Raw genomic sequence first — 23,914 nt, forward strand, 5'->3', positions numbered from 1 at the left:
AGGGGAGGGTTCTTGTGCCCATTGTCCGCGTGCTGTCCGTGGACAGCACGCGGACACTTGTCATGTCCCTGGACGGAAGCCGGAATCCGTGTTGTCATGCCAATTCCTGCCCATGACAACGTTGTTATGGAGGCTTCTGTGCACAGCAGGCACCTCACCCGCCTCAGAGACCGGCTGGCCTTACTGGTCGCCGCCCTCCTCGGGCTCGCCGGTCTGACCGCGGTACCCGCCGTGGCCGACGATCCCGTCGAGGCCCGCGGACTCAAGGGCGAGTACTACACCCAGTCCGCCCCCGGCGCCTTCGACTTCCACGAGCTCAAGGCCACCACCTTCGACCCGAACCTCGACTTCGACACCCTCGAACCCCGGCTCGCCGCCGCGACCGGCCGCTCGGACGACATCAGTGTCCGCTGGACGGGCAGGCTCGTCCCGACGGCCTCCGGCCCCCACACCTTCTCCGTCATCGGCGACAACGGCTTCCGTCTGTGGATCGGCGGGCAGCTCCTCATCGACCACTGGGTCGACGACTGGAACCGCGAACAGACGGCGCAGCCCGTCGAGTTGACCGCCGGACAGTCCTACGACATCAAGGTCGAGTACTTCGAGCACTACGGCGGCTCCAATCTCCACCTGCGCTGGGTACCGCCCGGCGGCACCAAGGAGGCCGTACCGCAGTGGGCGTTCCGGCTCCCCGACGGCTACGACTACGACGGCCCGATCGCGACCACCGTCCTCGGCACCGGCCGCACCCTGAAGCTCGACTTCGCCCAGCCGCTCGCGGCACCTCCGGCCGGTCTCACCGACCACCTCCAGGCCGTGATCGGCGGCGCCAAGTGGCCCCTGGGCGCGGCGAAACAGGACCCGCGGGACCCCCGTGCGCTGCTCGTCGCCCTCGCCGAACCCGTCGTGGGCAACAAGGCCGGCACCGCGCGCGGCACCGCCGACCTCCGCTACGACGGCGAAGGCGGGCTCACCAGCGCCGACGGCAACGTTGTCAACGCCTTCTGGAGCAGCGGCCCCAACCGCTCGACATACGAGCTGCGCACCAAGTGGGCCGACCAGGTGGGCCCCGGCAACGCCCATCCCGAGTACCCGCGACCGCAGTTGACCCGTGACGAGTGGCAGAACCTCAACGGGCGCTGGCAGTTCGCCGCCGCCGAGGCGGGCGAACAGCCGCCGGTCGGCCGCACCCTCGCCGAGCGCATCCTCGTCCCCTACCCGGTCGAGTCCCAGCTCTCGGGTCTGGAACGGCACGAGGACCGCATGTGGTACCGCCGCACCTTCACCGTCCCGGCCGACTGGCACATCGGCTCCGGCAAGCGCCTGCGGCTCAACTTCGGGGCGGTCGACTGGCGGTCCGAGGTGTACGTCAACGGGACCAGGGTCGCCGAACACACCGGCGGCTACGACAAGTTCAGCGCCGACATCAGCGACGCGCTGAAGCCCGGCCGTACCCAGGAACTGATCGTCGGCGTGTACGACCCCACCGACGCGGCCGACGGGGAGAACCCGCCCCTCGGCAAGCAGCGTCTCGACCCGAGCGGCATCTGGTACACCCCGTCCTCCGGCATCTGGCAGACCGTCTGGATGGAGCCCGTCGCCCGCGACCACGTCGACTCCCTCAAGCTCACCCCGGACGTCTCCACCAACCGTCTGACGGTCGAGGCACAGGGCGTCCGCGACGGCGTACCGGTCGCGGCGACGGCGTACGACGGCAAGCGGAAGGTCGCCACGGCCCGCGGCCGGACCGGTGAGCCACTGACCCTGACCATCGAGAAGCCGCGCCTGTGGTCGCCCGACGACCCGTTCCTGTACGACCTGAAGGTGACCGTCGGCGCCGACCGCGTCGGCGGCTACTTCGGGATGCGCTCCATCGCCGTCGAGAACGTGAACGGCACCCCGCGCACGGTCCTCAATGGTCAGCCGGTCTTCATGATGGCCACCCTCGACCAGGGCTTCTGGCCCGACGGGCTGCACACCGCACCCACCGACGAGGCCCTCGCGTACGACCTGAGGGTGCACAAGCGGCTCGGCTTCAACGCCGTGCGCAAGCACATCAAGGTCGAGCCCGACCGCTGGTTCTACTGGGCCGACCGGCTGGGCCTGATGGTGTGGCAGGACATGCCCGCCATGACCGCGGGGGTGAATCCGAGCCCCACCGCCCGCGCGGAGTACGAGCGCGAGATGAAACAGATGATCGACGAACACATCAGCAGTCCGTCGGTCGTCATGTGGGTGACCTTCAACGAGGGCTGGGGGCAGTACGACGTCGGCCGGATCGCCGAGCAGGCCAAGGCCTGGGACCCGACCCGCCTGGTCAACAACCAGTCGGGGCTCAACCTCGGCGCCGACGGCAACGCCGGCGACATCATGGACGAGCACGGCTATCCCAGTCCCGCTCTGCCACCCCACCCGGACGGCAGACGTGCCCTGGTCAGCGGCGAGTACGGCGGGCTCGGCCTGGCGGTGCCCGGACACGCGTGGTCGGTCCAGCAGTCGTACGTCGACGTCGATCCGGCGACCTACACCGACGACTATCTGTCCAGACTCGACGAGGTACGGGCGCTGGCCTGCCGCGGCGGCAACGCGGCCGTCTACACCCAGATCTCGGACGTCGAGGGTGAGCTGAACGGGCTGCTCACCTACGACCGCAAGGTCCTGAAACCGGACGTCGAACGGGTCAGGGCCGCACACCAGGGCCTCATCCGGGACGCGTCCCGGACGACTCCGGCAGGGTGTTGAGAACCCTCGATTGATCCCATCCGCACCATGTGTCCCGCCCCTTTCGCGAGGGGCGGGACTTAATCTGCTGTTAACTGTGCGTAGCTTGATCGTACTTGACCGTAATCGCTGTGGAGCGATTGACTGCTGGCCCACCCGTTGTCGACGCGAGGCAAGCCATTGACTTCTGACCTGCTGGCCCCTCTCGACCTGGCGTTCTGGAACATGGAGTCCGCCGAGCACCCGATGCACCTGGGAGCGCTCGGCGTCTTCACGGCGCACTCGCCCACCGCGGGCGCCCATGCGGCCGACCTGCTCGCGGGCCGGGCGGCCGCGGTCCCCGGCCTGCGGATGCGGATCCGGGACGTGTGGCCGCTCGGCTTCCCGTACGCCTTCGGGGGAGCCGCCCGTGTCCCCGACCCCGACTTCGACCCGCTCCGGCACGTCCTGCTGCACGCCCCGACCGCGGACTTCCACGCCGAGGCCGGCCGGCTCATGCAGCGGCCGCTGGACCGTGAGCGGCCGCCCTGGGAGGCGCACGTGGTGCCGGGCGAGGACGGCGTCTCCTTCGCCGTGCTCTTCAAGTTCCACCACGCCCTGGCCGACGGACTGCGGGCCCTGACGCTCGCCGCCGCCGTCCTGGACCCCATGGACCTGCCCGCACGCAGGCCACGCCCCGAGGAGCCCGCGAAGAGCGCGCTCCCGGATGTGCGCAAGCTGCCCGGGCTCGTCCGGGGCGCCGTCTCCGATCTGGGGCGCGCCCTCGACATCGGCGCCTCCGTCGTCCTGTCCTCCATGGGTGTGCGCTCCAGCACCGCGCTCACCTCCGAGCCGAGCGGTACCCGGCGCACCGCCGGAGTCGTCGTCGACCTCGACGACGTGCACCACGTCCGCAAGAGCCGGGGCGGCACCGTCAACGACGTCCTGATCGCGGTCGTCGCGGGCGCCCTGCGCCGCTGGCTGGACGAGCGCGGTGACGGCAGCGAGGGCGTGGCACCCCGGGCCCTGATCCCCGTCTCCAGGCGCCGCCCGCGCACCGCGCATCCGCAGGGCAACCGGCTCTCCGGGTATCTGATGAGGCTCCCGGTCGACGACCCCGACCCGCTGGGCCGCCTCGACACGGTCCGCACGGCCATGGACCGCAACAAGGACGCGGGCCCCAACCGGGGCGCCGGAGCGGTCGCCCTGCTCGCCGACCACGTCCCGGCCCTCGGCCACCGCCTCGGCGGACCCCTGGCCGGTCAGGGCGCCCGGCTGTGGTTCGACATCCTCGTCACCAGTGTCCCGCTGCCCGGCGTCGGCCTGAGGCTGGGCGGCAACCCGGTCGCCGAGGTCTACCCCTTCGCCCCGCTCGCCCGCGGCCAGTCCCTCGCGGTCGCCATCTCGACGTACCGGGGACAGGTCCACTACGGCCTGGTCGCCGACGCGGAAGCGGTGCCCGACCTGGACCTGCTGGCTCGATCCTTGACCGAGGAGGTGAAGGAGCTGCTGGTCGCCTGCGGTTCTTGATCGTTTCCGGTTTGCGGGTGGACCCCGGCGCTGAAGTAAAATTCCGCGTTCGACAAGCGGACGCGGCACAGCGCCGCACGGGTGACCCAGGGAAGCGGCAGCGCGATGACGGTGACAGAGGACGGTTCGGCGACGGCCATGGACGAGGTCGTGCGCGAGCCCGGTGACGAGGTCGTATACGGCCCCGGCATCGACCCGGAGCGGCTGGCCGTCTGCCTGAGCGTGCTCGACGAGCTCGACAAGCTGGAGGTGGACCACCCCCACGCGATCGCCGTGCGCCGGGCCACCGCCGGGGTCTACCGCCAGGTGAAGCAGCGCCGCAGGCAGGAGCGCCGGGCCGCCAAGACCGCCCACGACAAGGCGGTCACGGAAGCCACGGCGACCGGCTCCGCCCAGCGCATCGACGACGAGACCGAAGGCATCCTGCCGTCCTCGGTCACCGAGGAGGGCAGGATCGCGGGGATACTCCAGCGCCCGCGCTCCTGCTACACCTGCAAGACCCGGTTCGTCGAGGTCGACTACTTCTACCACCAGCTCTGTCCGGACTGCGCCCGCCTGAACCGCGGCAAGCGCGACGCCCGCGCCGACCTCACCGGCAAGCGGGCCCTGCTCACCGGCGGCCGCGCCAAGATCGGCATGTACATCGCGCTGAGGCTGCTGCGGGACGGCGCGCACACGACGATCACCACCCGGTTCCCGAAGGACGCCATCCGCCGGTTCAAGGCCATGGACGACTCCGGGGACTGGCTGCACCGCCTGGAGGTCGTCGGCATCGATCTGCGCGACCCGGCGCAGGCCGTGGCTCTCGCCGAGCAGGTCGCCGGGGCGGGCCCGCTCGACATCCTCGTCAACAACGCGACGCAGACCGTACGCCGGCTGCCCTCCGCCTACGCCGCCCTGGTCGACGGCGAGAGCGCCCCGCTGCCCGCCGGTGAACTCCCCGCCCACCACGTCATCGGCGCCTTCGGCTCCGGCGCGGTCGACGGGCTCGCCTCGCTGCCCGCCGGGATCTCCGGCATCGACGCCCAGCAGGTCGTCGACCTCGCCCTGGTCGCGGGCAACGCCAGCGTGGCCCGGCACCTCGACGGCACCGCCATCGACGCGGGCGGCCTCGTCCCCGACGTCGTCGACAGCAACACATGGGTCCAGACCATCGAGCAGATCTCCCCGGTGGAGCTCCTCGAGACCCAGCTGTGCAACTACACGGCACCGTTCATCCTGATCAGCGCACTGCGCCCGGCCATGGCCGACGCCGCGAAGAAGGCCAGGAGCGGCCGGTCCTACGTCGTGAACGTCTCCGCGATGGAAGGCGTCTTCGGCCGCGGCTACAAGGGCGCGGGCCACCCCAACACCAACGCCGCCAAGGCCGCCATGAACATGGTCACGCGGACCAGCGCCCAGGAGATGTTCCAGACCGACGGCATCCTCATGACCTCGGTCGACACCGGCTGGATCACCGACGAGCGCCCGCACTACGACAAGCTCCGCCTCGCCGAGGAGGGCTTCCACGCCCCCCTCGACCTGGTCGACGGCGCGGCCCGCGTCTACGACCCGATCGTGCGCGGCGAGGACGGCGAGGACGTGTACGGGGTCTTCCTGAAGGACTACGCGCCCGGCAAGTGGTGAGCCCGCGGACCTGAGCTTCGGCGGTGGCCCGGCGTGTGGGCCGCCGCCGAAGGGGAACTCGGGGGCCCTGAGCGTTCCCGCCAGGAGTTGTCATGCCACGTCCACACAGCATCGACCCGCGTGCCTTCAACGATCCGCGCAATCACTACCCGACCGACGAGGAGTTCTACGCGAGTGACCGTCCGGTCCACCGCGAGCTCCCCGAGGACCGGCCCCGAGGCGGTGCCTCCGACCCGCTCAGGCACCCCTGGACCTGGGGCATGATCGCGCTCGTCGTCTTCGTGTGCCTGATCGTCCTCATGGGCATCGCCCTGTTCCCGTGACCTTGTCAGGAGGGCGGCGGGGCGTACGACCGCAGCCGGTCGTGCACGGCGTACCCACCCGGGTGCGCCGCCCGCACCCGGGTGCCCCCGTCCACCAGGAGGTCGGCCCCGGTGATCCACTCGGCCGCGTCGGACACGAGCCACACCACGGCCCGCGCGATGTCCCCGGGCTCGCCGATACGCCCCAGCGGCAGCTCGACGGGACCCTTCTCCCACACGAACCGGGCCATCTCCGTCCGTACGAGACCGGGCGAGACGGAGTTGACCCGCACTGTCGGTGCCAGCTCGCCCGCCAGCTGCTGGGTGAGGTGAAGCAGCGCCGCCTTGCTGGTGCCGTACGCGCCGACGTTCGGGCCCACGTGCCCGGCGCCCTCGGTGCAGACGTTGACCACCGACCCGCCGTGCTCCCGCATCCATCCCCGCCAGGCGGCCTGCACCAGCCGCAGCGGTGCCTCGACATTGACGGTGAAGGCCTCGCGCCAGGCGTGCGGATCCACGTCCACGAGGGGGCCGTACGGCTGATTCGTCGCCGCGTTGTTGACCACGATGTCGAGGCGGCCGAACTCGCGCAGGGCGAGGTCCACGAGGGCGCGTGGATGGGCCGGATCGGCGACGCTGCCCGCGAGTCCGACGCCACCGAGCTCGGCGGCGGTCCGCAGGACGTCCTCCCGGTCCCTGGCCGTGACGCACACCAGTGCGCCGGCGTCGGCGAGTTGCCGGGCGACCTCGTGCCCGATCCCGCGGGTGCCGCCCGTCACGAGGGCGGCCCTGCCGTGCAGTCCGTACGACGCCGTCATCGCCGTACCGTCTCATGACGGCCCGTCAGTCAACAGTCTCCAGGCGGGAGTTGCGTGCCGCGACCAGCTCCAGGACGGCGCGCCAGTCCTCCAGGACACCGGCGTCGAACCGGGCCGTCAGGCTCTCCTCGGCCGCCAGGCGCAGCAGTTCGTCGTCGGTGGCGGAGCCATGATGGCACACCAGGCGGTAGACCCGTTCGCCGAGCAGGGTGCGGACGACCTCGGCCGCCTGGCCGGTGTCCATCACCAGGCCTGCCACCTGGAGTTCCTTGTCGGCGGGCCGGCCGCGGCGCAGCAGCGCGGCGGTCCGCAGGGCCTGTTCGCTGCCGCAGGCGTGCAGCAGATCCATCAGCTCGTCGACACTGCGCAGTTCCATACGTCAGACCTCCCGCCGGCCGGACCGTTGCCATGGGTCAGCAGAACATGGGCGCCTTGCGAATCGGCCAACGGGACTTGAACTGCGCGACCCCGACGGCTCGGAGGGCCGGTCGATCCGTAGGCCGAACGGGTGACTTCAGAAAGGCGTATCAAGTGACAAATCAGGCGTAAAACAGGCGGAGAAGTCAAAGTGAATTGCAATGGTTACACCTTGTTTTCAGCCCCTATCGAGCGGCCCCCCGCTCATCTGGTTAATCTGTAGCCGACGGACGGCAGTACGGGGTCCCACCCACACCCACAGTCCGTCCCGGGACAAGCCGTTCACCATGGCCTGCTCTCACCTGAGTTGCCGGCGCCACCGCGTCCGAACCCGATCTCGACCCAGACCCGAGCGGACGTCCAGGCACCGGACCGTAGGTTGGACAGGTACCCGTCCCGAGGGTGAGCCCGACACATAAGGAGTGCGCGGTGACACCGGAGAAGACGAATCGCGAACAGCGCCCCAAGGAACGCCCGGAGCGCGCGGGCCGACGGCCCGGAGACATCGGCAGCCTCGACGTGTGGGCGCGCTCCGCCCCCATCCGTCTCGCGGGTTACGAGGACGACCTGGCCGAACCCCACATCCTGCCCAGCGTGGACTGACCGCAGGACCTTCGCGATCGCCGACGGCATGGGCGTGCGAAACTCACGCCCATGCTGATCAGACAAGCCGTGGCCGAGGACTGGCCACGGATCTGGCCGTTCTGGCACCGGATCGTGGCCGCGGGCGAGACCTACGCCTGGGACCCCGGCACCTCCGAAGAAGCCGCCCGCGCCCTGTGGATGAACCCGGCCAAGCGCGTGTACGTCGTCGAGGACGAAAGCGGCGCTCTCGTCGCCTCGGCCTACGTCACCCCCAACTACGGCGGCCCCGCCGCCCGGATCGCCAACGCCGCCTTCATGGTCGACCCCGACCGGGGCGGCCGGGGCTACGGCCGCGCCCTGGCCGAGCACATCCTGGCCGCCGCCGCGGCCGACGGCTACCGGGGCATGGTGTTCAACGCCGTGGTGGAGACCAACCCAGCAGTGAAGCTGTGGACCTCGCTCGGCTTCACGATCCTCGGCACCGTGCCGGACGCCTTCGAACACCCCCGGCACGGACGGGTCGGCCTGCACATCATGTACAAGGCCCTCCAGGGGTAGGAGTTCAGTCGAGCGGCGCCGTCCGCCGCCACGGCTGCCGCCGCTCCAGCTCCTCCGCGACCTCCAGCAGCACCGCTTCGGACCCGGGCCGCGCCACCAGCTGTACGGCGGTGGGGGCGCCCGAGGACAGGGTGCCGAGCGGGACCGACACGGCCGGCCAGCCGGTGAGGTTCCACGGCGGGGTCAGCGGCGAGTAGTTGGTGTTGGCCAGGACGTTGCGCAGCCACCCCCGCTCGTGCCAGGCCTCGGCCTTGGGAGAGCGGCGGGCCAGCGCCGGAAGCAGCAGGACATCGTGCTCGGCGAAGAACGGCTCCAGGCGCTCGCGCAGTTCCTCCCGGGCCTTGCCCGTCCGCACGGCCTTGACGAAGCGCCGGCCGATCGCCGCGTGCACCCGGGTGCGCCGGGCCAGGAGACGGGGGTCGAGTCCCTGGGCGTCCACCGCGGTACCCGCGGTCCAGGTGGCCAGCGAAGTGACGCCCAGCGACAGCGGGTACGGCGGGTCGGCGCGCCGCACCTGATGCCCCGCCTTGATCAGCAGTCCGGCCGCCTCGCGGACCGCGTTCGCGTACGGCGCGCTGATCGTGACTCCGGCGAGCGGGCTGCGCAGAGACATGGCGATGTCGAGCGTTGCGGGAGTGTCCCGTCGTACGAACTCGGTGCCGGCGATGACCGAAAGCAGCAGGCGGGTGTCCTCGACCGTGGTCGCGAGGGGGCCGTTCTCGGACATGCCGAACCAGTCGCCGTCACTGATGCCGGCCGGTACCACTCCCGACCCGGGCTTCAGTGTGACGAGCCCGCAGTTGGCCGCAGGGATGCGCAGGGAGCCCATGCCGTCGTTGCCGAGGGCGATCGGGACCAGGCCCGCGGCGACCGCGGCCGCGCTGCCACCGGACGAGCCGCCCGCCGTGCGCGAGGTGTCCCAGGGGTTGCGGGAGGTGCCGTGCACGCCCTCGGTGGTGCCGAAGACACACAGCTCCGGCACGTTCGTCAGCCCCACGACCACCGCGCCCGCGGCCCGCAGCCGGGCCACGACCTCATGGTCGGCCTCGGCGGGCGTGTCCGGTGTCGCGGCGGAGCCGACGCGATTGGTCTCGCCGCGCACCGCGAGGTTGTCCTTGACGGCCACCGGCACACCGGCCAGGGGCAGTTCACCGAGATCGCCCCGGGAGCCCACCTCGTCGGCCTCCGCCAGTGCCGCCTCGGCGCGGACCACCCGGAACGCCCCGATCCGCCCGTCGAGCTTCTCGATCCGGGCGAGGTGCTCGGCCACCACCTCCCGGGGCGTGGCCCGCTTCTCGCGGACGGCGGCGGCGATCTCGGCGGCGGTACGGCCGACCCAGCTGGTCACGTGCGCTCCTCGGGGCTACTCGCGAGTACGTAGGGAGAACTCTGCCCGTAGGCGGACGTCACGTCGAGAGCGCTCGCGCTTGGACATTCGGACCGGTGTTCTTGGACTTTTCGCGACGGGTGAGGTTGGGGAGGGGCGTCGACCAGCAGGTCATCCGATCTCTGGCTCAACTCTCCGCTGCTTCCGCACCGTTGACAGTGCATGTGGCGACCTCAAGTATCAGCCATCCGATGAATAGGGAGTCGCTCATGAGGAAACGGCTGGGATTCGCCGCCGCCGCAGCAGCAGCAGCCGTCGTCGCGCTGCTGGCGCTGCTCCTGGCACCCGTTCCGGCGGTCGCCCGCACGGACCAGCGGGCGCCGGTCGGCGTGCCTGCCCTGACCGTGCCCGCCCTGACCCGCTGGACCCCGGAGTCCGGCGCCTACGTCTATCGGCCCGGGGCCCGGCTGATCGCGGACGGCCCGGCCGAACGCCGGGTCGCCGACACGCTGGCCGGCGATCTGCGGGCGGCCGGCCACGGCCGGGTCCCCGTTGTGCGCGGTGGAGCCAGGACCGGTGACATCGTTGTCGACGTCAGTCCCTCCCGGACCCCCCTCGGCGCCGAGGGCTACGAACTCCACGTCGGCACAACCCTGTCCATCACCGGGGCGACCGAGGCCGGCGCTTTCTACGGCACACGGACCCTGCTCCAGCTGCTCGCGCAGGGCGACCGGATCCCCGCCGGACGCACGGTCGACGTGCCGCGCTACAAGGAGCGCGGTGTGGGCGTGTGCGCCTGCTACATCCACATCTCGCTGCCCTGGCTGGAGAACCTCGTCCGCGAGATGGCGTACAACAAGCTCAACCAGCTGCTCGTGGAGCTGAAAGTCAAGAGCGACGCCCACCCCGAGGCAAACACCTGGGGCTACTACACCAAGGACGAGATACGGCAGCTCGTCGCACTCGGCGACCGGTACCACGTCGAGATCATCCCCGAGATCAACTCCCCGGGGCACATCGACCCGTGGATCGAGAACCGCCCGGACCTCCAGCTCACCGACTCCGACGGCGACAAGCAGCCCTCACGCCTCGACATCACCCAGCGGGCGGCCTTCGACTACTACACGAGTCTGATGGACGAGTACGCCCAGGTCTTCACGGCGAAGTCCTGGCACATGGGCGCCGACGAGTACATGCTCGGCTCCGACTTCGCGAAGTACCCGCAGATCCTGAACTACGCCCGGGAGAAGTACGGTCCGGACGCCACCCCGCAGGACGCCTTCGCCGACTTCGTCAACCGCGTCCACGACCACGCGGCGAGCAAGGGCGTCCGGCTGCGCGTCTGGAACGACGGGCTGACCGGCGCCAACACCGTACCGGTGAAGACCGACACCACGGTCGAGCACTGGCTGAACGTGGCGGTGAAACCCAGCGCGCTCATCGCGCAGGGCTACTCGGTGATGAACTCCGCCTACTCCCTCTACCTGATCCGCGGCGGCTTCCACAGCGACACCGAGTCGCTCTACGACCAGAGTTGGGACCCGCGCGGCTTCGAGGGCGAGAAGCTGGCCTCCTCCCGGGGTGTCACCGGAGCGAAGATCAGCCTGTGGCCGGACAACGGGCGTGGTGAGACCGAGAACGAGGTCGCCGTACGGCTCTGGCCCGCCCTACGGCACGTAGCCGAGGCCACCTGGGGCGATCCGCATCCCGACGCGACCTACGCGGAGTTCGTGGCACGCGGTACCGCTGTCGGGCACGCGCCCGGTTGGCGGGATCTGACCCGGGTGGCGTTGGCGGACGGGACGTACACCTTCGGGCGGTCCTTCACGGCCTCGGTGCAGCGCACGCCGGACGGCTATGTGACCCTCCGGTCGGCGGCCGGCTGCCTCGCGATCAGCGGCGGCAAGCTCACGCTCAACGTGCCGCTCCAGCCCGGCGTCGAGGCGACCTGGGACACCTGCGACGCGGCGAGCACCCTGCAGCGCTGGGAGCCGGAGCCGGAGCCGGAGCCGGTGGCGGGCGGCTACCGACTCGTCAACGCGATCACCCGGATGGCGCTCACCGTCACGGACGAGGGCCGGATCGTGCAGTACCCGGCCGACCAACGCACGCCCGCAGTCTGGCACTTGAGCTGAGGAGCCCCCATGACCGTCTCCAGACGCCTCTTCGTCACCGCAGCGGCCGGCCTTGCCGTGACCGGCATTCCGGGTCCGGCCGTCGCCGTGGACGGTGACCGCTTCTACCGCATCCCCGTCTCGCCTGACGACAGCGAGACCGACCTGGTGCGCAAGGCATCCCAAGTCCGGCCCACCGCACGGCAGATCGCCTGGCAGCGCCTGGAGCGGACCGCGTTCCTGCACTTCGGCGTGAACACCTTCACCGGCCTGGAGTGGGGCACCGGCGACGAGGACCCGGACGTCTTCCAGCCGACCGGGCTCGACACCGACCAGTGGGCGGCGGCGCTGAAGGACGGCGGCTTCAAGCTGGCCATCCTCACGGTCAAGCACCACGACGGCTTCGTGCTCTACCCCTCCCGCTACACCGACCACACCGTGGCGTCGAGCAGTTGGCGGGACGGCCGGGGCGACGTGCTGCGCTCCTTCGCCGACTCGATGCGACGGCACCAACTCAAGGTCGGCGTCTACCTCTCGCCCGCCGACGAGAACCAGTACCTCCACGGCGTCTACGCCAACGGCAGCGCCCGCTCCCCGCGCACGATCCCGACCCTCGTGGCGGGCGACGACCGTACGCCGGACCGCTCCTTCACCCTCCCCGCGACCGACTACGGCGCCCACATGCTCAACACGCTGTACGAGGTGCTCACCGAGTACGGGCCCGTCGACGAGGTGTGGTTCGACGGCGCCCAGGGACACATCCCGCCCGACAAGGTCGAGAGCTACGACTGGGACAGCTGGTACACCCTGGTCCGCGCCCTCGCTCCGGACGCGGCGATCGCCGTCACCGGCCCCGACCTGCGCTGGGTCGGCAACGAGAGCGGTATCGCGCGCGAGGACGAGTGGAGTGTCGTCCCGGTCAAGGAGAATCAATACGGCCGCACCGACTGGGCGCTGTCGTACGACACCCCAGACGAGGGCAGCCGCGCGGCCCTGATGAAGGCGCGGCCCGCGACGGACTACCTCCAGTGGTGGCCCGCCGAGTGCGATGTCTCCATCCGGGACGGGTGGTTCTACCACGCCGACCAACAGCCCAAGTCCGTCGACTACTTGACGGAGATCTTCTTCGGGTCGGTGGGCCGCAACGCGGTACTGCTGCTCAACGTCCCGCCGGACACGGACGGCCTGCTGCACGACACGGACGTCGTCCGGCTGCGCGAGTTCCGTGAGCGCCTCGAACGTGAACTGCCCCGCGATCTGGCCCAGGGTGCCCCGAGGACCGTGACCCCGGATCGCGTCACGCTGGACCTGGGCCGCGAGCAGGAGGTCGACCGCATCCGCCTCGCCGAGGACATCCGGCACGGTCAGCAGGTGGAGCGCTGCGTCGTCGAGGCCTTCCGCGACGGGGCCTGGACCCAGGTCGCGGCCGCCGGGACGATCGGCGCGAGCCGCATCCTGCTGCTCGCGGCTCCGGTACGGGCCCGGCGGTGGCGTTTGAGGGTCCAGCAGGCCCGAAGTACCGTACGGATCAAGGAGGTCGGTCTGTACCGCTCCAGGGTCTGACCGGGGTCCGGTGGGGGCCCGACGCGGGACCTGACCTCCCGTACCGGGCCCGGCACCCCGCCGGTCAGGCCCGGGACGCCAGGGGCCGTCGGGCGTTCCAGGTGTCCAGCCGCTGCCGGTAGGCGGCCTCGACGACCGGACAGGGGTAGGTGCCGAGGACGAGCCGCAGGGGCGGTTCGGGGTGCGTCGGCGGTGGCCCGGGGATCCTGCGGGGCTCGGGCGGCGGCACCGGCCCTGCGGGCCTCGCGGATCGGTTCGCAGGCGGCGAGGGGGTCGGTGTGCACCGCGGAGGAACCGGACCAGTCGGTGCCGTACGGGCATGGTTCGACGATCGTGACGCGGAGGCCGAGCGGTCCGACCTCCTGGGCGAGCAGGACCGGCAGTGCCGCCTGGGTCACCCACAGCGGGCCGAGCACGTTCGTGTCCAGCTGGGCGCGGGCTTGTTCCTCGGTGGTCTCCTCGGCCACGCCGAACAGACCGTAAGCCCGCGTTGTCGACGACCACGACAACGTGCTGGGCGAGGTGCTGGCCGCCAACAAGCCGGCCCGCGCGCTCGCCGCGATGTACGAGCCGGGCCGCAACGTGGCTCGGGAGATGTTCCTCGGACCGGAAGCCCGCCGGTTCTTCCCGGACCGGCCGGAGACCGCCGCGCAGACCGCGGCCGCCCTGCGGGCCGAGGCCGACTCCCCCACGACCCCGGGACCGAGCGGCTGGTGGCCTAGCTGGAGGCGGACGAGGAGTTCCGCCGGTTGTGGGCCCGGCACGACGTACGGCCCGCCCGTGACGAGCTCAAGCGGTTCGCGCACCCGGTGATCATCGTCTACCAGGCCCTGCCCGGCGGCCCTTCCGAGGCCGCCCTCGCCCGGCTCGTCTGCCCGGCGGGGCACTCGGCGCGGGTGCCTCTCGCACGCGGCCCCGGCGTCAGCTCGCTCACGTCGTCCCCCCGGCGTCCGGCACACACCCGCGCAGGTCGCGGGGGAGGAGGGCGAGGACGCGGGAGCGCTCCTCGTGGCCGGGGCCGATTTCGAGAGCCAGGCGCAGCAGGCCCAGATGCGACTCGGCGCTTTCACCACCGGCCGTCAGCTTCTCGGCCGCCTCGATCCGTACCGGGACGGGCGCGGTCCGGTCGGCGAGCACCGTACGGAGCACCTCCTTCGCCCGGCCGCGGGCGGTACGCCATCTCATCAGCGCGGCCGCGGCCAGGACGCGGTACCGGGCGGGCACCCCTTCACAGTCCACCACCCGGCGGCAGGCGGCCTCGGCCTCGGCTCCGACGTCCAGCTTCGTCCATGCCGCGGCCACCGCGAGATGCGCTTCGATGTCGGTGGTCTCAGGACCGGAGAGCGACCGCAGGATGCGTCGGCCTTCCTCGCCCAGGTCCTCGGCGAGCAGCGCGGCGGCCCGAGTGCGGACCTCGACGGGTTGGGCAGGGTCGGTGGCCAGGGCGCGCGTCACGGGAACGCGGTTCAGCGCGCCGCTCGCCGGGAGGTGTGCGCAGACCGCGACGCGCAGTTCAGGCGGTGTCTCGGCGTCGGAGGCCAGAGCGAACCAGGGCTCGTCGAGGTTGCCGCCCGCGGTCGCGGCCGCCGCGCACCGGTCCTGGAGGGCGGCCGTGTCGTCCCGGGCCCAGGAGAGAAGCATGTCCTCGACATGGCGGGAGGGGTTGACGAAGCGCAGCAGGCTCGACAGTTCCCTCAACCGCGTGAGCGCCTCCGGCCGCCGTTCCTCGACGAGGCCGACCCATCGGGTGAGGGAAGCGGCGAGATCGGCCCCGGCCAGGGCGCCTGCCGGGACGGCTGTGCCCTCGTCGTCCTCATAGAAGGAAAGGGTCTGCCACGCAGTGGAGTGGGATGTGTGGCTGGACATGAGCCCCGCCGTCGCGTGCAGGCTCAGGCGGTGCAGAGGATCCTGGCTGACCTCGGCCATCAGTGTGCGCCACCGCGGGTACGGGATCAGTCCGACCAACGCGGCGGCGGCCCGGACGCGGGCGGAGGGGTCGGCCGTGGAGTCCGTCGCGATGCGCGTCAGGGCGTGGCGGGTCCGGGGGGCGAGGTCCGACCGGTTCAGATGGGACCCCCCGTCGAATTCCAGCAGTGACTCCGTGGGCAGCGAGTCGTCGTCGATCAGCGCTTCCAGGCGCCTGCGCAGCGTGGCGTCCGGAGCCAGGTGGTCGGCCAGGTCGAGCAGGCGCCACAGGTGTTCGTCGGGCAGCCCGGCCTCGTCGAGGAGACGGTGCAGCGTCTCGGAGGCGGCACGGACGTCCACTTCGGCCAGGACCGAGAGGGCTCTGATGCGGTCGTGCATGCCCCCGCCCGGGTCCTCGGCGACCCGGCGCAGCAACCCCGAGGCGGCGTCGCGGTCACCGGTGTCGAGCAGACGCGTAGCCGCGTCCCGGCGCACCTCCGCCGGCAGGGCAGGGTCCGTCGCGATCTGGCGAGCAGGTCGTCGGTGCCCGCCGCGTCCAGCTGGTGCAGGGCCTCCGCCGCCTCGAGCCGGTCCGCGGCCCCGATGCCCGTGTCCGTCGCCATGCGCGTCAAAGGGGCGCGCAGGTCGTCCGTGACCGCGAAGGTCCTCAGGAACTCCAAGGGGCCGATCCGGTCCCCGATGGCCAGCGTGGGATCGTCGAACACGCTCAGCACGAACTGCCGGAGCCTGGCGGACTCTCCCAGCCCGTGCAGAACCCGCGGGAGGTAGTGGACAAGGTTCCCTCGTTCCCCGGGGGTGGCCAGGAGACGGTCCACCCAGTCCATCGCGAGGGAGCGGCGACCGAGCCGGGCGAGTCGGGCCATGGCGTCGAACCGGGTCCAGCCCCTCAGCCGTTCGTCACGTGCCACGCGCTCGGCCAGCACCACGTCGTCGATGTGGGACACCGCCGTGCCGACGGCGCTCTCCGGCGAGTCGGGACAGGCGACGACCCGCGTGCAGACCAGGACCTGCGTTTCCTGGTCGACCTCCGGCAGCGTCCATATCGCCCTGTGCCGCACATGCACGGGCACGGAAGGGTCCCTGCACAGTTCGACGAGGGGTTCCGGTCGGGCCGGAGCCAGCAGCGCACCCGTCAGATAGCGCGTCATGTACGGGTCCCCGGCCAGGGCGGGATTGCCGTGCAGGGCGTCCGCCAGGGCGCCGAGTGTCGCCTCGGGGAGGTGGCCGGGGAGGATGTCCAGCACGCGGTCGACGTGCAGGTAGGGAAACTCCGAGGCCCGGAGCAGTGCGCACAGGGCGCCGGTCCCCGCGGGAGGGTCCAGGCGGAGCAGTGCGACGGCCGCCGCCTGCCGGGTCTCGGGGACGTGGCCCGCATCCCCGGCCAGAGCGCTCAGCCGACGGCACGCTCCCTCGGCGTCGCCCGCCCACGCCAGCAGAGAGGCCGCCTCGACCCGTCTGCCGCCCGGCAGTTCCGGATCGTCGGCCAACGCGGCGGCCAGGCCCGCCGCGTCGTCGACGGCTCGGCGCACACAGTGCTTCAGAGCCTCCACGCGCACCCCGTGCGGGACGGTGGGATCGGCGACGACACCGGCCAGGCCCGCCCCGTCGAGCACCGCGAACAGCCGGTCCAGCACGGTGGACACATCGAGGTCGCCCACGGTGACGGAGCGGCCGGACAGCTTGATCACGGCTCGGGTGAACCGCCCGGTCAACTTCTCGTCCGCCACCAGCTCGTCACTCAGGATCGTCGCGCACAGCAGCAGGTCGCGCCAGCCGCCGCCGTCCACGACGGTGCGCAGGAACTCCTCGAGCGACATGCCCTGTTCGCGCCAGCGGGCAGCCATGAACAGCACCAGGTTGGGGCGTTCGGCCGCGATCGCCTCGCGCACGGTGGCGAGGGCTTCCGGCGCTTTGGGGTTGAGGCGGTCCGCCAGGGAGCAGCCGGCCAGGTACTCCTGAACCGTGTGGTGGAGGAAACGCAGGTCCTCGCCGTGCCGCAGGACGAGCCCGGTGAAGGCGAGGGCGCCGAGGACCGCGTCCCGGTCGGCGGAGGTGTCCGGGTGGCGCTCGGCGAGCAGGTCCCGCACCTGGTCCAGCAGGGGCCGCGGGTCGCCGCTCTGGCGGGCCTCGGCCGCCGCGTACAGCACCTCGTGCACCCGGTCCAGCAGATCGGGTGTGACGCCGTGACCGGTACCGCTGCTTCGGCGCAGCCGTGCGGAGCCCCTCTCGCGGAGGATGGCGATGAACCGTGCGTAGAGTTCGGCCGGGTTGCGGGGCAGCTCGTGCAGGGCGGCGACCACGCAGATCATCGTCAGGTAGAGCGGATTGCGGGCGACTTCGGACAGGCGGCCCAGGCGCAGCCCTGCGGTCAGTTCCGTGGCCCGCCCTGCGGCGCCGGGCACGTCCAGTGCCGTGAACCAGGCGTGGGCGACACTCTCGATCTCCCGGTCGCCGAACTCCATCAGCGTGTACCGGCGCAGCATGCTCAGCCGGTTCATCTCGGCGGTGACCAGGGAGCGGCTGGCGACGACGAAGCGCAGATATGGCTCGCGGGCCCAGCTCTGGACCAGGCGGATGACCTTGCCGCGCTCTTCCGGGTCCAGGACCTCGTCGAGCCCGTCGACGCAGACCAGCCAGTCCACCGACGGCAGCGGGGCGCTCTCGAAGAACGCCGGTGGCAGTGAGCGCCGCAGACCGGGCAGATCGCGTCCGACCGCCCGGGCCAGGGCCTCCGGGAAGGGCAGGTCCAGAAGCTGGTCGGCGCCGACCCGGACGGGGATGTACGAGGGCGCCCGCGCGGGGTCGTCCAGCCAGGCGGAGGCCGCCGTGCAGGTCAGCCGCCGCAGCAGGCTCGACTTGCCCGTTCCGGCACCGCCGGTGAACAGCACGTGCCGGTCGTCGGCGAGGACGCTCTCGGCGGCCGGCCGGTCCCGGCCCGGGTGCCGGGAGCGGCCGGTGCGAGGGCGGTCTGAGTCCGGGGGAGCCGTGTCGTCCTGCGCTTCGTCGGCCGCCGACGCCTCCTGGCGGACGTACACCGTGGACAGCGGTATGTCCTGGGCGTCCGTCAGCACGGCGGCGTACGGATGCTCGTCGGCGGTGTCCCGCGCGGCCGCGAGGTAGTCGCGCAACCGAGCTCCGGGGTGCCGGAACCCCCCGGCCCGCAGCTGCTCGTCGGTGAGTGTGTCCAGCCAGGGCACCGGTGGTGTCGGAGCGGGGCAGCGGGAGAGGATCTCGGAGACCGGGACCATGTGGGTGCTGCCGGCCTTGTTGGAGCGGGCAAGCATCCCGCACACCCCGCCGGTGCGCCCGTTGACCACCGGGCTGCCGCTGAACCCCTCGCCGACCGGGGTGCCGTGGCCGCGGGGCATCGGCAGCGGGTCCTCGAAGGTCAGCCGGGAGTCGCCCTGGTACTCGAGGGCGGCCCACTGGCCGGCGCGGTAGTCGCCGCGCGGATGGCCGTGGACCCACATGCGGTCGCCGAACGCCATGTGCGGAGCGGTGAGCACGTACGCAGGGGTGAGGGCCGACGGCTCGAACCGCAGAAACGCGATGTCGAGGCCGCTCGCCGCCCGATGGAGCGCGTCCTCGGCGAGCGTCAGGGTGAGTTCGGTCCCGGTCGCCACGATACGGCCGCGCACCGTGGCGGCCCCGGCGACCACATGGGCGCAGGTGACCACGGTTCCGGGGGCGAGGACGAAGCCACTGCCGCCGCCGCTCCCGTCCAGGAGGTCCAGGGCGACGGTGGCGGCCTCCAGCTGATGTCTCCAGCCGTCCATGGCTACGACTCCGGAGACTCACCGGTTTCCGGAGCGGTCCACTCCAGTGTCACCTTCCACGCCGACTTCGAGGACGCCTTGCCGACCACGGCCAGCAACTGGCCCGTGTCGAGGGAGACATCGCAGCCGAACTCCACCGTCGCCCTCGACGCGCCGGTCTGCTGGAGCCGGGTGCCCATGGCCCGGGCCACGGCGGTCAGACTGTCGAGCACGGTGTCCAGGCGCGGGGTCCGCCAGCCGATCTCCTCCTCCTCGGCCAGTGCGGATCCGGCCGGAGCTCCCGACGTACCGACCGAGACGAGGATCCTGTGCCCGTCCACATCGACCGGGACCGTCACATCTGCTTCCTCGCCCAACTGCCCTGCTCCTCTGCCCGATCGGAACGGACTGCTCATCGTAGCGGCTGCGCCCCACGGGCAACGCCCGTGCTGTCCCGCACGATCAACCGCGGCACCGGCACCCGGACCGTCCGCGCCGGCCCCCCGTCCAGCAGCGCCGTCAGTTCCCTGGCCGCCGTGCGGCCGAACTCGACGCTGTCCCGGGACAGGGCCGACAGCCAGGGCTTGACCATGCGGCACAGTGCCGAGTCCTCCCAGGCCACCACCGACACGTCCGCGGGGACCGATTGGCCCAGTTCGGTCGCGGCGGCTACTCCGGCGAGGGCCATCACGTCGTTGTCGTAGATCAGCGCGGTCGGGGGAGCGGACGCCTCCAGGACCCGGCGGGTCACGGCCGCGCCCGCCGCGTCGGAGTAGTCGGTGGTCACCGACTTCACCCCGGTCAGCCCGCGCCGCCCGGCCTCCGCGCGCAGGGTGCGGATGCGGCGCTCGGTGTGGGCGAGCCCCGGCAGGCCCGCGATGTGCACGATCCGCCGGTGGCCGAGCGCGTACAGCTCGTCCACGACCGCGGCCATCGCGCCCGCGTCGTCCGCCCAGACGGTCGACAGCCCGGGATGGCGCTCGTCGGGGGCGCCGCCGATCACGACCCCGGGCAGGCCCAGTTCGTCGAGAACCCCGGTGCGGGGGTCGTCGGTTCGCGGGTCGACCACCAGGACGCCGTCCACCCGGTGTTCGGCCCACCAGCGCCGGTACACCGCGCACTCGTCCTCGATGTCCTCCACCACCTGGAACAGCAGCCCGAGATGACGCTCCGCCAGCACCTCCTGTATCCCCGAGACGAGTTGGAGGAAGAAGGAGTCGACGCCGAGCGTCTCGGCGGGGCGGGCCAGGACGAAGCCGACCGTGGCGGCACCCTCGCCGGACAGTGCGCGGGCCGCGGTGCTGGGGCGCCAGCCGAGTTCCTCGGCGACCTGCCGCACCCGGTCGCGGGTGTCCTCGGAGACCCCGGGCCGGCCGTTCAGCGCGAAGGAGACCGCGCTCTGGGAGACCCCGGCCCGCCGCGCGATGTCCTTCATCGTGGGCCTGCGGGCCGGGGTCCTCTTGCCTGACACGCTGTTTCCCCAATTCCGCGACGGTCGATGGGCCCAGAATGTACTAATGCGGTTCAGCTGCGTCAACCTAATGCGCATTAGTCACTAAACACATTAGCTGTGCGAGATGCATTGACGGGCCTGTGGAGTGGCGTGCAGGGTCTCCGTCGTTGGCCACCTCCGCCGCGAAGGAGAACGGTTCGCCGTGCCCATTTCCCGCAGAACCCTCGCTGCCGCCGCCGTCTGTGTCGTCCTGCCGCTGAGCGGCTGCGGCTCCGGCGACGACAGCGGTTCGAGCGACGCCTCCGGCAAGATCGAGGGTGACATCACCTTCCAGACCTGGAATCTCAGGGCGAACTTCAAGGACTACTTCGAGGGCCTGATCGCCGACTTCGAGAAGAAGTACCCGGGCACCGAGGTGAAGTGGATCGACCAGCCCGCCGAGGGTTATGCCGACAAGATCAGCGCCGATGCCGCGGGCGGCACCCTGCCCGACGTCGTCAACGTGTCCCCGGACCTGGTCGCGCCCCTCGCCAAGGCGGGCCTCGCGCTCGACCTCGACAAGGCGGCCGGACAGTACAGGAGGGAGTACCTGGACGGCGCCTGGGCCAGCCATCAGATACCGGGCATGACCGGCACGTACGCCTTCCCCTGGTACCTCAACACCGGCCCGCTCTTCTACAACAAGTCGCTCTTCGAGGAGGCCGGACTGGACCCCGACCAGCCGCCGAAGACGTACGACGAACTCTTCACCGACGCCCTGGAGCTGGCGAAGAAGAGCGACGGCAAGGTCGCCACCCTCGCCAACGTGCCCACCATCGAGGACTTCGGCCGCTACGGCGTCCCGCTCATGAACTCCGAGGGCACCGCCTTCGCCTTCAACGACGCCAAGGGCATCGAACTCCTCACCAGGTACAAGAAGTTGTACGACGCCAAGGCACTCGACCCGCAGGCGCTGACCGCCACACCCGAGTCGTCCGGCAAGAAATTCCTCACCGGGGCCGTCGCCATGAATCCCGGGAGCGCCCTGGACCTCGGCAACTTCAAGAAGCAGGCGCCGAACCTGTACAAGAACATCGGCATCACCGACCAGATCACCAGCACCGGGCACGTCAACATGTACGTGATGGGCGTGATGGTGAACGCGCAGACCAAGAAGAAGGCGGCCTCCGTCGCCTTCGCGCACTACGTCACCGACGCCGAGCACCAGATGTCCTTCGCGAAGAAGGTCGCGATCTTCCCGAGCACCGCGGGATCTCTGGACGACCCGTACTTCACCAAGGAGGACGGGACGGACGAGACACGGGTGCGGATCGCCGCCGCCAAGTCCCTGAAGAACGCGGTCAATTACACGCCCGTGCTGTTCAGCGAGCAGATGAAGACGGCACTGCGCAACGAGGTCGCCAAGGCGTTGCAGGGCAAGGAGAGCCCCGAGGAAGCCCTCGACAACGCTGTCAAGGCGTGTGACACGCTGCTGCGGCAGCAGGGATAGGCATGTCGTCGTCCCCCACCGTGTCCCGGGTGCGGCGTCAATGGCCGCTGAGTCCCTGGCTGCTCGCCGCACCCGGGCTGCTGATCATCGGCGCGTTCATCCTGTACCCGTTCGTCTCCACGCTGGTCAACGCCTTCACCGACAAGCGCACCCTGATCCCCGGCGAGTTCGTCGGCCTCGCGAACTTCCGTGAGCTGCTGCACGACGACATGTTCTGGATCGGGCTGCGCAACAGCACGCTGTACGTCCTCGGAGTCGTGCCCGCGCTCGTGATCCTGCCGCTGCTGCTCGCGCTGCTGGTCCAGAAGAACATCCCCGGCATCACCTTCTTCCGGTCCGCCCTCTACACCCCGGTCGTCGCGTCGATCGTCGTGGTCGGACTCATCTGGGTCTGGCTCCTCGACGAACGCGGCCTGATCAACTCGCTGTTGGAGGCCGTCGGGGTCGGCCGGGTCGGTTTCCTGAGCGACCAGTGGCTGCTCCTGCTGAGCGCCATGGCGGTCACGGTGTGGAAGGGCCTGGGCTACTACATGATCATTTACCTGGCCGCGCTGGCCAACGTGCCGCGTGAGCTGCACGAGGCCGCCGCGGTGGACGGGGCGGGTGCCGTCCGGCGGTTCGTCACGGTGACGGTGCCCGCCGTCCGATCGACGATGGCACTCGTCGGGGCGCTGTCCTCGGTCGCCGCCTTCAAGGTGTTCTCCGAGGTCTACCTGATGGCCGGCCCGAGCGGCGGACCGGCCGGCGAGGACACCACGCTCGTGATGCTCGTCCAGCGCACCGGCACCGGACTGACCGGCCGGGTCGGCTACGCCTCCGCGATCTCGGTCGTCGTGTTCGTCGTCACCGTCGCGCTGATGCTGCTCGTGCTGCGGGCCGATCGGAGGGCGGAGACATGACCACCCGCGTCCGTAAGGGCGAACTGCTGCTGAGATACGTCCTGTTGCTCGCCGTCCTCGCCCTGACCATCGGCCCCTTCCTCTGGCAGCTGTCGACCTCGCTCAAGGGCCCCACGGAGGACATCTACAGCTCGCCGCCGTCCTTCCTCCCCCGGCATCCGACCCTGCACAACTACGAGCGGGTCGCCGACACCATCCCCGTCTGGGACTACGCCTTCAACTCGCTGAAGGTCGCCACCGCCAACGTCGTGACCAACTGCGCCGGTTCGGCACTCGCCGGCTACGCCCTGGCCCGACTGCGCTACCGCGGCCGCCGGGCGGCCACCCTCGCCTTCGTCCTGGCGATGCTCGTGCCCGTGGAGGGCATCATCATCGCCCAGTTCACCACCATGCGGGAGCTCGGCCTCAACAACACCCTGGTCGGCGTGGTCCTGCCGGGCTGCGTCGGCGCCATGAACGTCCTGCTGATGCGCAACGCCTTCCTCAACCTGCCGTACGAGATCGAGGAGGCCGCCTACGTCGACGGCGCCAACGTCTGGCAGCGGTTCCTGCGGATCGCGCTGCCGTCGGTGAAGGGGACGGTGGCCGTCGTCGCGATCTTCGCCTTCATGGGCGCCTGGGACGACTTCCTGTGGCCGCTGATCGTGCTGAGCGACCCGTCGAAGTTCACACTGACCATCGGCCTCAACTATCTGCACGGCACCTTCGCAGGCGACGAACGGCTCGTCGCCGCGGGCACGGTCATCGCCGTGGCCCCGCTGATCGCCCTCTTCGCCGGCCTCCAGCGGTACTTCTTCCGCGGGGTGGGCGAGGGGGCGGTGAAGGGCTGAATCCCAGCCCCGCGTCTGACAA

The 23,914-nt window shown here is 71.0% G+C and carries 19 protein-coding genes; 12 read left to right on the forward strand and 7 right to left on the reverse strand.

The window, feature by feature from the left end:
- Nucleotides 1-126: 126 nt before the first annotated feature.
- The 4 genes from H293_RS0105550 to H293_RS0105565 all read left to right on the forward strand — a co-directional run bounded on the left by H293_RS0105550 (nucleotide 127) and on the right by H293_RS0105565 (nucleotide 6,179).
- Nucleotides 127-2,742, forward strand: coding sequence for a glycoside hydrolase family 2 (locus H293_RS0105550; protein WP_033415240.1), 2,616 nt, complete (start codon nucleotides 127-129; stop codon nucleotides 2,740-2,742).
- A gap of 159 nt (nucleotides 2,743-2,901) precedes the next feature.
- Nucleotides 2,902-4,230, forward strand: coding sequence for a wax ester/triacylglycerol synthase family O-acyltransferase (locus tag H293_RS0105555; RefSeq protein WP_020116892.1), 1,329 nt, complete (start codon nucleotides 2,902-2,904; stop codon nucleotides 4,228-4,230).
- Between the two features lie 105 nt (nucleotides 4,231-4,335).
- Nucleotides 4,336-5,856 carry an SDR family NAD(P)-dependent oxidoreductase gene (locus H293_RS0105560; protein ID WP_020116893.1) on the forward strand — a complete coding sequence of 507 codons (1,521 nt, stop codon included), beginning with the start codon at nucleotides 4,336-4,338 and terminating at the stop codon, nucleotides 5,854-5,856.
- Nucleotides 5,857-5,948: 92 nt separating this feature from the next.
- Entirely contained in the window at nucleotides 5,949-6,179 is a 231-nt protein-coding gene (locus H293_RS0105565) for a hypothetical protein (RefSeq protein WP_020116894.1), read from the forward strand.
- A gap of 5 nt (nucleotides 6,180-6,184) precedes the next feature.
- Here the strand turns inward: H293_RS0105565 and H293_RS0105570 are convergent, their stop codons facing one another.
- Entirely contained in the window at nucleotides 6,185-6,976 is a 792-nt protein-coding gene (locus H293_RS0105570; protein WP_020116895.1) for an SDR family oxidoreductase, read from the reverse strand.
- A 25-nt stretch (nucleotides 6,977-7,001) separates the two neighbouring features.
- Nucleotides 7,002-7,352: a hypothetical protein gene (locus H293_RS0105575; RefSeq protein WP_020116896.1), complete on the reverse strand. Its 351-nt coding sequence runs from the start codon at nucleotides 7,350-7,352 to the stop codon at nucleotides 7,002-7,004.
- Nucleotides 7,353-7,822: 470 nt separating this feature from the next.
- On the opposite strand from H293_RS0105575, the gene H293_RS57130 reads away from it, so the two are divergent.
- A complete protein-coding gene (locus H293_RS57130; RefSeq protein ID WP_007386357.1) occupies nucleotides 7,823-7,996 on the forward strand; it encodes a hypothetical protein in 174 nt (57 codons plus the stop codon).
- 51 nt (nucleotides 7,997-8,047) lie between these two features.
- Complete coding sequence (locus H293_RS0105585) at nucleotides 8,048-8,536, forward strand: GNAT family N-acetyltransferase (RefSeq protein ID WP_020116897.1); 489 nt, start codon at nucleotides 8,048-8,050, stop codon at nucleotides 8,534-8,536.
- Between the two features lie 4 nt (nucleotides 8,537-8,540).
- Here the strand turns inward: H293_RS0105585 and H293_RS0105590 are convergent, their stop codons facing one another.
- Nucleotides 8,541-9,884 (reverse strand): amidase, encoded by a 1,344-nt coding sequence (locus H293_RS0105590; RefSeq protein WP_020116898.1) that lies wholly within the window; start codon nucleotides 9,882-9,884, stop codon nucleotides 8,541-8,543.
- A gap of 248 nt (nucleotides 9,885-10,132) precedes the next feature.
- Between H293_RS0105590 and H293_RS0105595 the strand changes: the two genes are divergently transcribed.
- Nucleotides 10,133-11,998 (forward strand): beta-N-acetylhexosaminidase, encoded by a 1,866-nt coding sequence (locus H293_RS0105595; RefSeq protein ID WP_020116899.1) that lies wholly within the window; start codon nucleotides 10,133-10,135, stop codon nucleotides 11,996-11,998.
- Nucleotides 11,999-12,007: 9 nt separating this feature from the next.
- Entirely contained in the window at nucleotides 12,008-13,540 is a 1,533-nt protein-coding gene (locus H293_RS0105600; protein WP_020116900.1) for an alpha-L-fucosidase, read from the forward strand.
- Nucleotides 13,541-13,604: 64 nt separating this feature from the next.
- Here the strand turns inward: H293_RS0105600 and H293_RS59915 are convergent, their stop codons facing one another.
- A complete protein-coding gene (locus tag H293_RS59915) occupies nucleotides 13,605-13,769 on the reverse strand; it encodes a hypothetical protein (protein WP_020116901.1) in 165 nt (54 codons plus the stop codon).
- Nucleotides 13,770-14,050: 281 nt separating this feature from the next.
- On the opposite strand from H293_RS59915, the gene H293_RS59920 reads away from it, so the two are divergent.
- A complete protein-coding gene (locus tag H293_RS59920; RefSeq protein WP_028807576.1) occupies nucleotides 14,051-14,353 on the forward strand; it encodes an MmyB family transcriptional regulator in 303 nt (100 codons plus the stop codon).
- Between the two features lie 1,310 nt (nucleotides 14,354-15,663).
- On the opposite strand, the gene H293_RS0105620 is transcribed toward H293_RS59920, so the two are convergent.
- The 3 genes from H293_RS0105620 to H293_RS0105630 are packed head-to-tail and all read right to left on the reverse strand — an operon-like array spanning nucleotide 15,664 to nucleotide 20,656.
- A complete protein-coding gene (locus H293_RS0105620) occupies nucleotides 15,664-19,242 on the reverse strand; it encodes a serine protease (RefSeq protein ID WP_028807578.1) in 3,579 nt (1,192 codons plus the stop codon).
- A 2-nt stretch (nucleotides 19,243-19,244) separates the two neighbouring features.
- Nucleotides 19,245-19,598, reverse strand: coding sequence for a CU044_2847 family protein (locus tag H293_RS0105625; protein ID WP_158694402.1), 354 nt, complete (start codon nucleotides 19,596-19,598; stop codon nucleotides 19,245-19,247).
- Nucleotides 19,599-19,633: 35 nt separating this feature from the next.
- A complete protein-coding gene (locus tag H293_RS0105630; protein ID WP_020116904.1) occupies nucleotides 19,634-20,656 on the reverse strand; it encodes a LacI family DNA-binding transcriptional regulator in 1,023 nt (340 codons plus the stop codon).
- Between the two features lie 220 nt (nucleotides 20,657-20,876).
- Here H293_RS0105630 and H293_RS0105635 point away from each other — a divergent pair, with 220 nt between their 5' ends.
- Genes H293_RS0105635 through H293_RS0105645 form a run of 3 tightly spaced genes read left to right on the forward strand, consistent with a single transcriptional unit; the run spans nucleotide 20,877 to nucleotide 23,892 of the window.
- Nucleotides 20,877-22,163, forward strand: a complete 1,287-nt coding sequence (locus H293_RS0105635; RefSeq protein WP_020116905.1) for an ABC transporter substrate-binding protein — start codon at nucleotides 20,877-20,879, stop codon at nucleotides 22,161-22,163.
- A gap of 2 nt (nucleotides 22,164-22,165) precedes the next feature.
- On the forward strand, nucleotides 22,166-23,062 hold the full coding sequence (locus tag H293_RS0105640) for a carbohydrate ABC transporter permease (protein ID WP_020116906.1): 897 nt from the start codon (nucleotides 22,166-22,168) through the stop codon (nucleotides 23,060-23,062).
- Nucleotides 23,059-23,892: a carbohydrate ABC transporter permease gene (locus H293_RS0105645; RefSeq protein ID WP_020116907.1), complete on the forward strand. Its 834-nt coding sequence runs from the start codon at nucleotides 23,059-23,061 to the stop codon at nucleotides 23,890-23,892. Before H293_RS0105640 ends, H293_RS0105645 begins: the two co-directional genes overlap by 4 nt.
- The last annotated feature ends 22 nt before the right edge of the window (nucleotides 23,893-23,914 follow it).

The sequence above is a fragment of the Streptomyces canus 299MFChir4.1 genome, from assembly GCF_000383615.1.
Classification (GTDB): domain Bacteria; phylum Actinomycetota; class Actinomycetes; order Streptomycetales; family Streptomycetaceae; genus Streptomyces; species Streptomyces canus_C.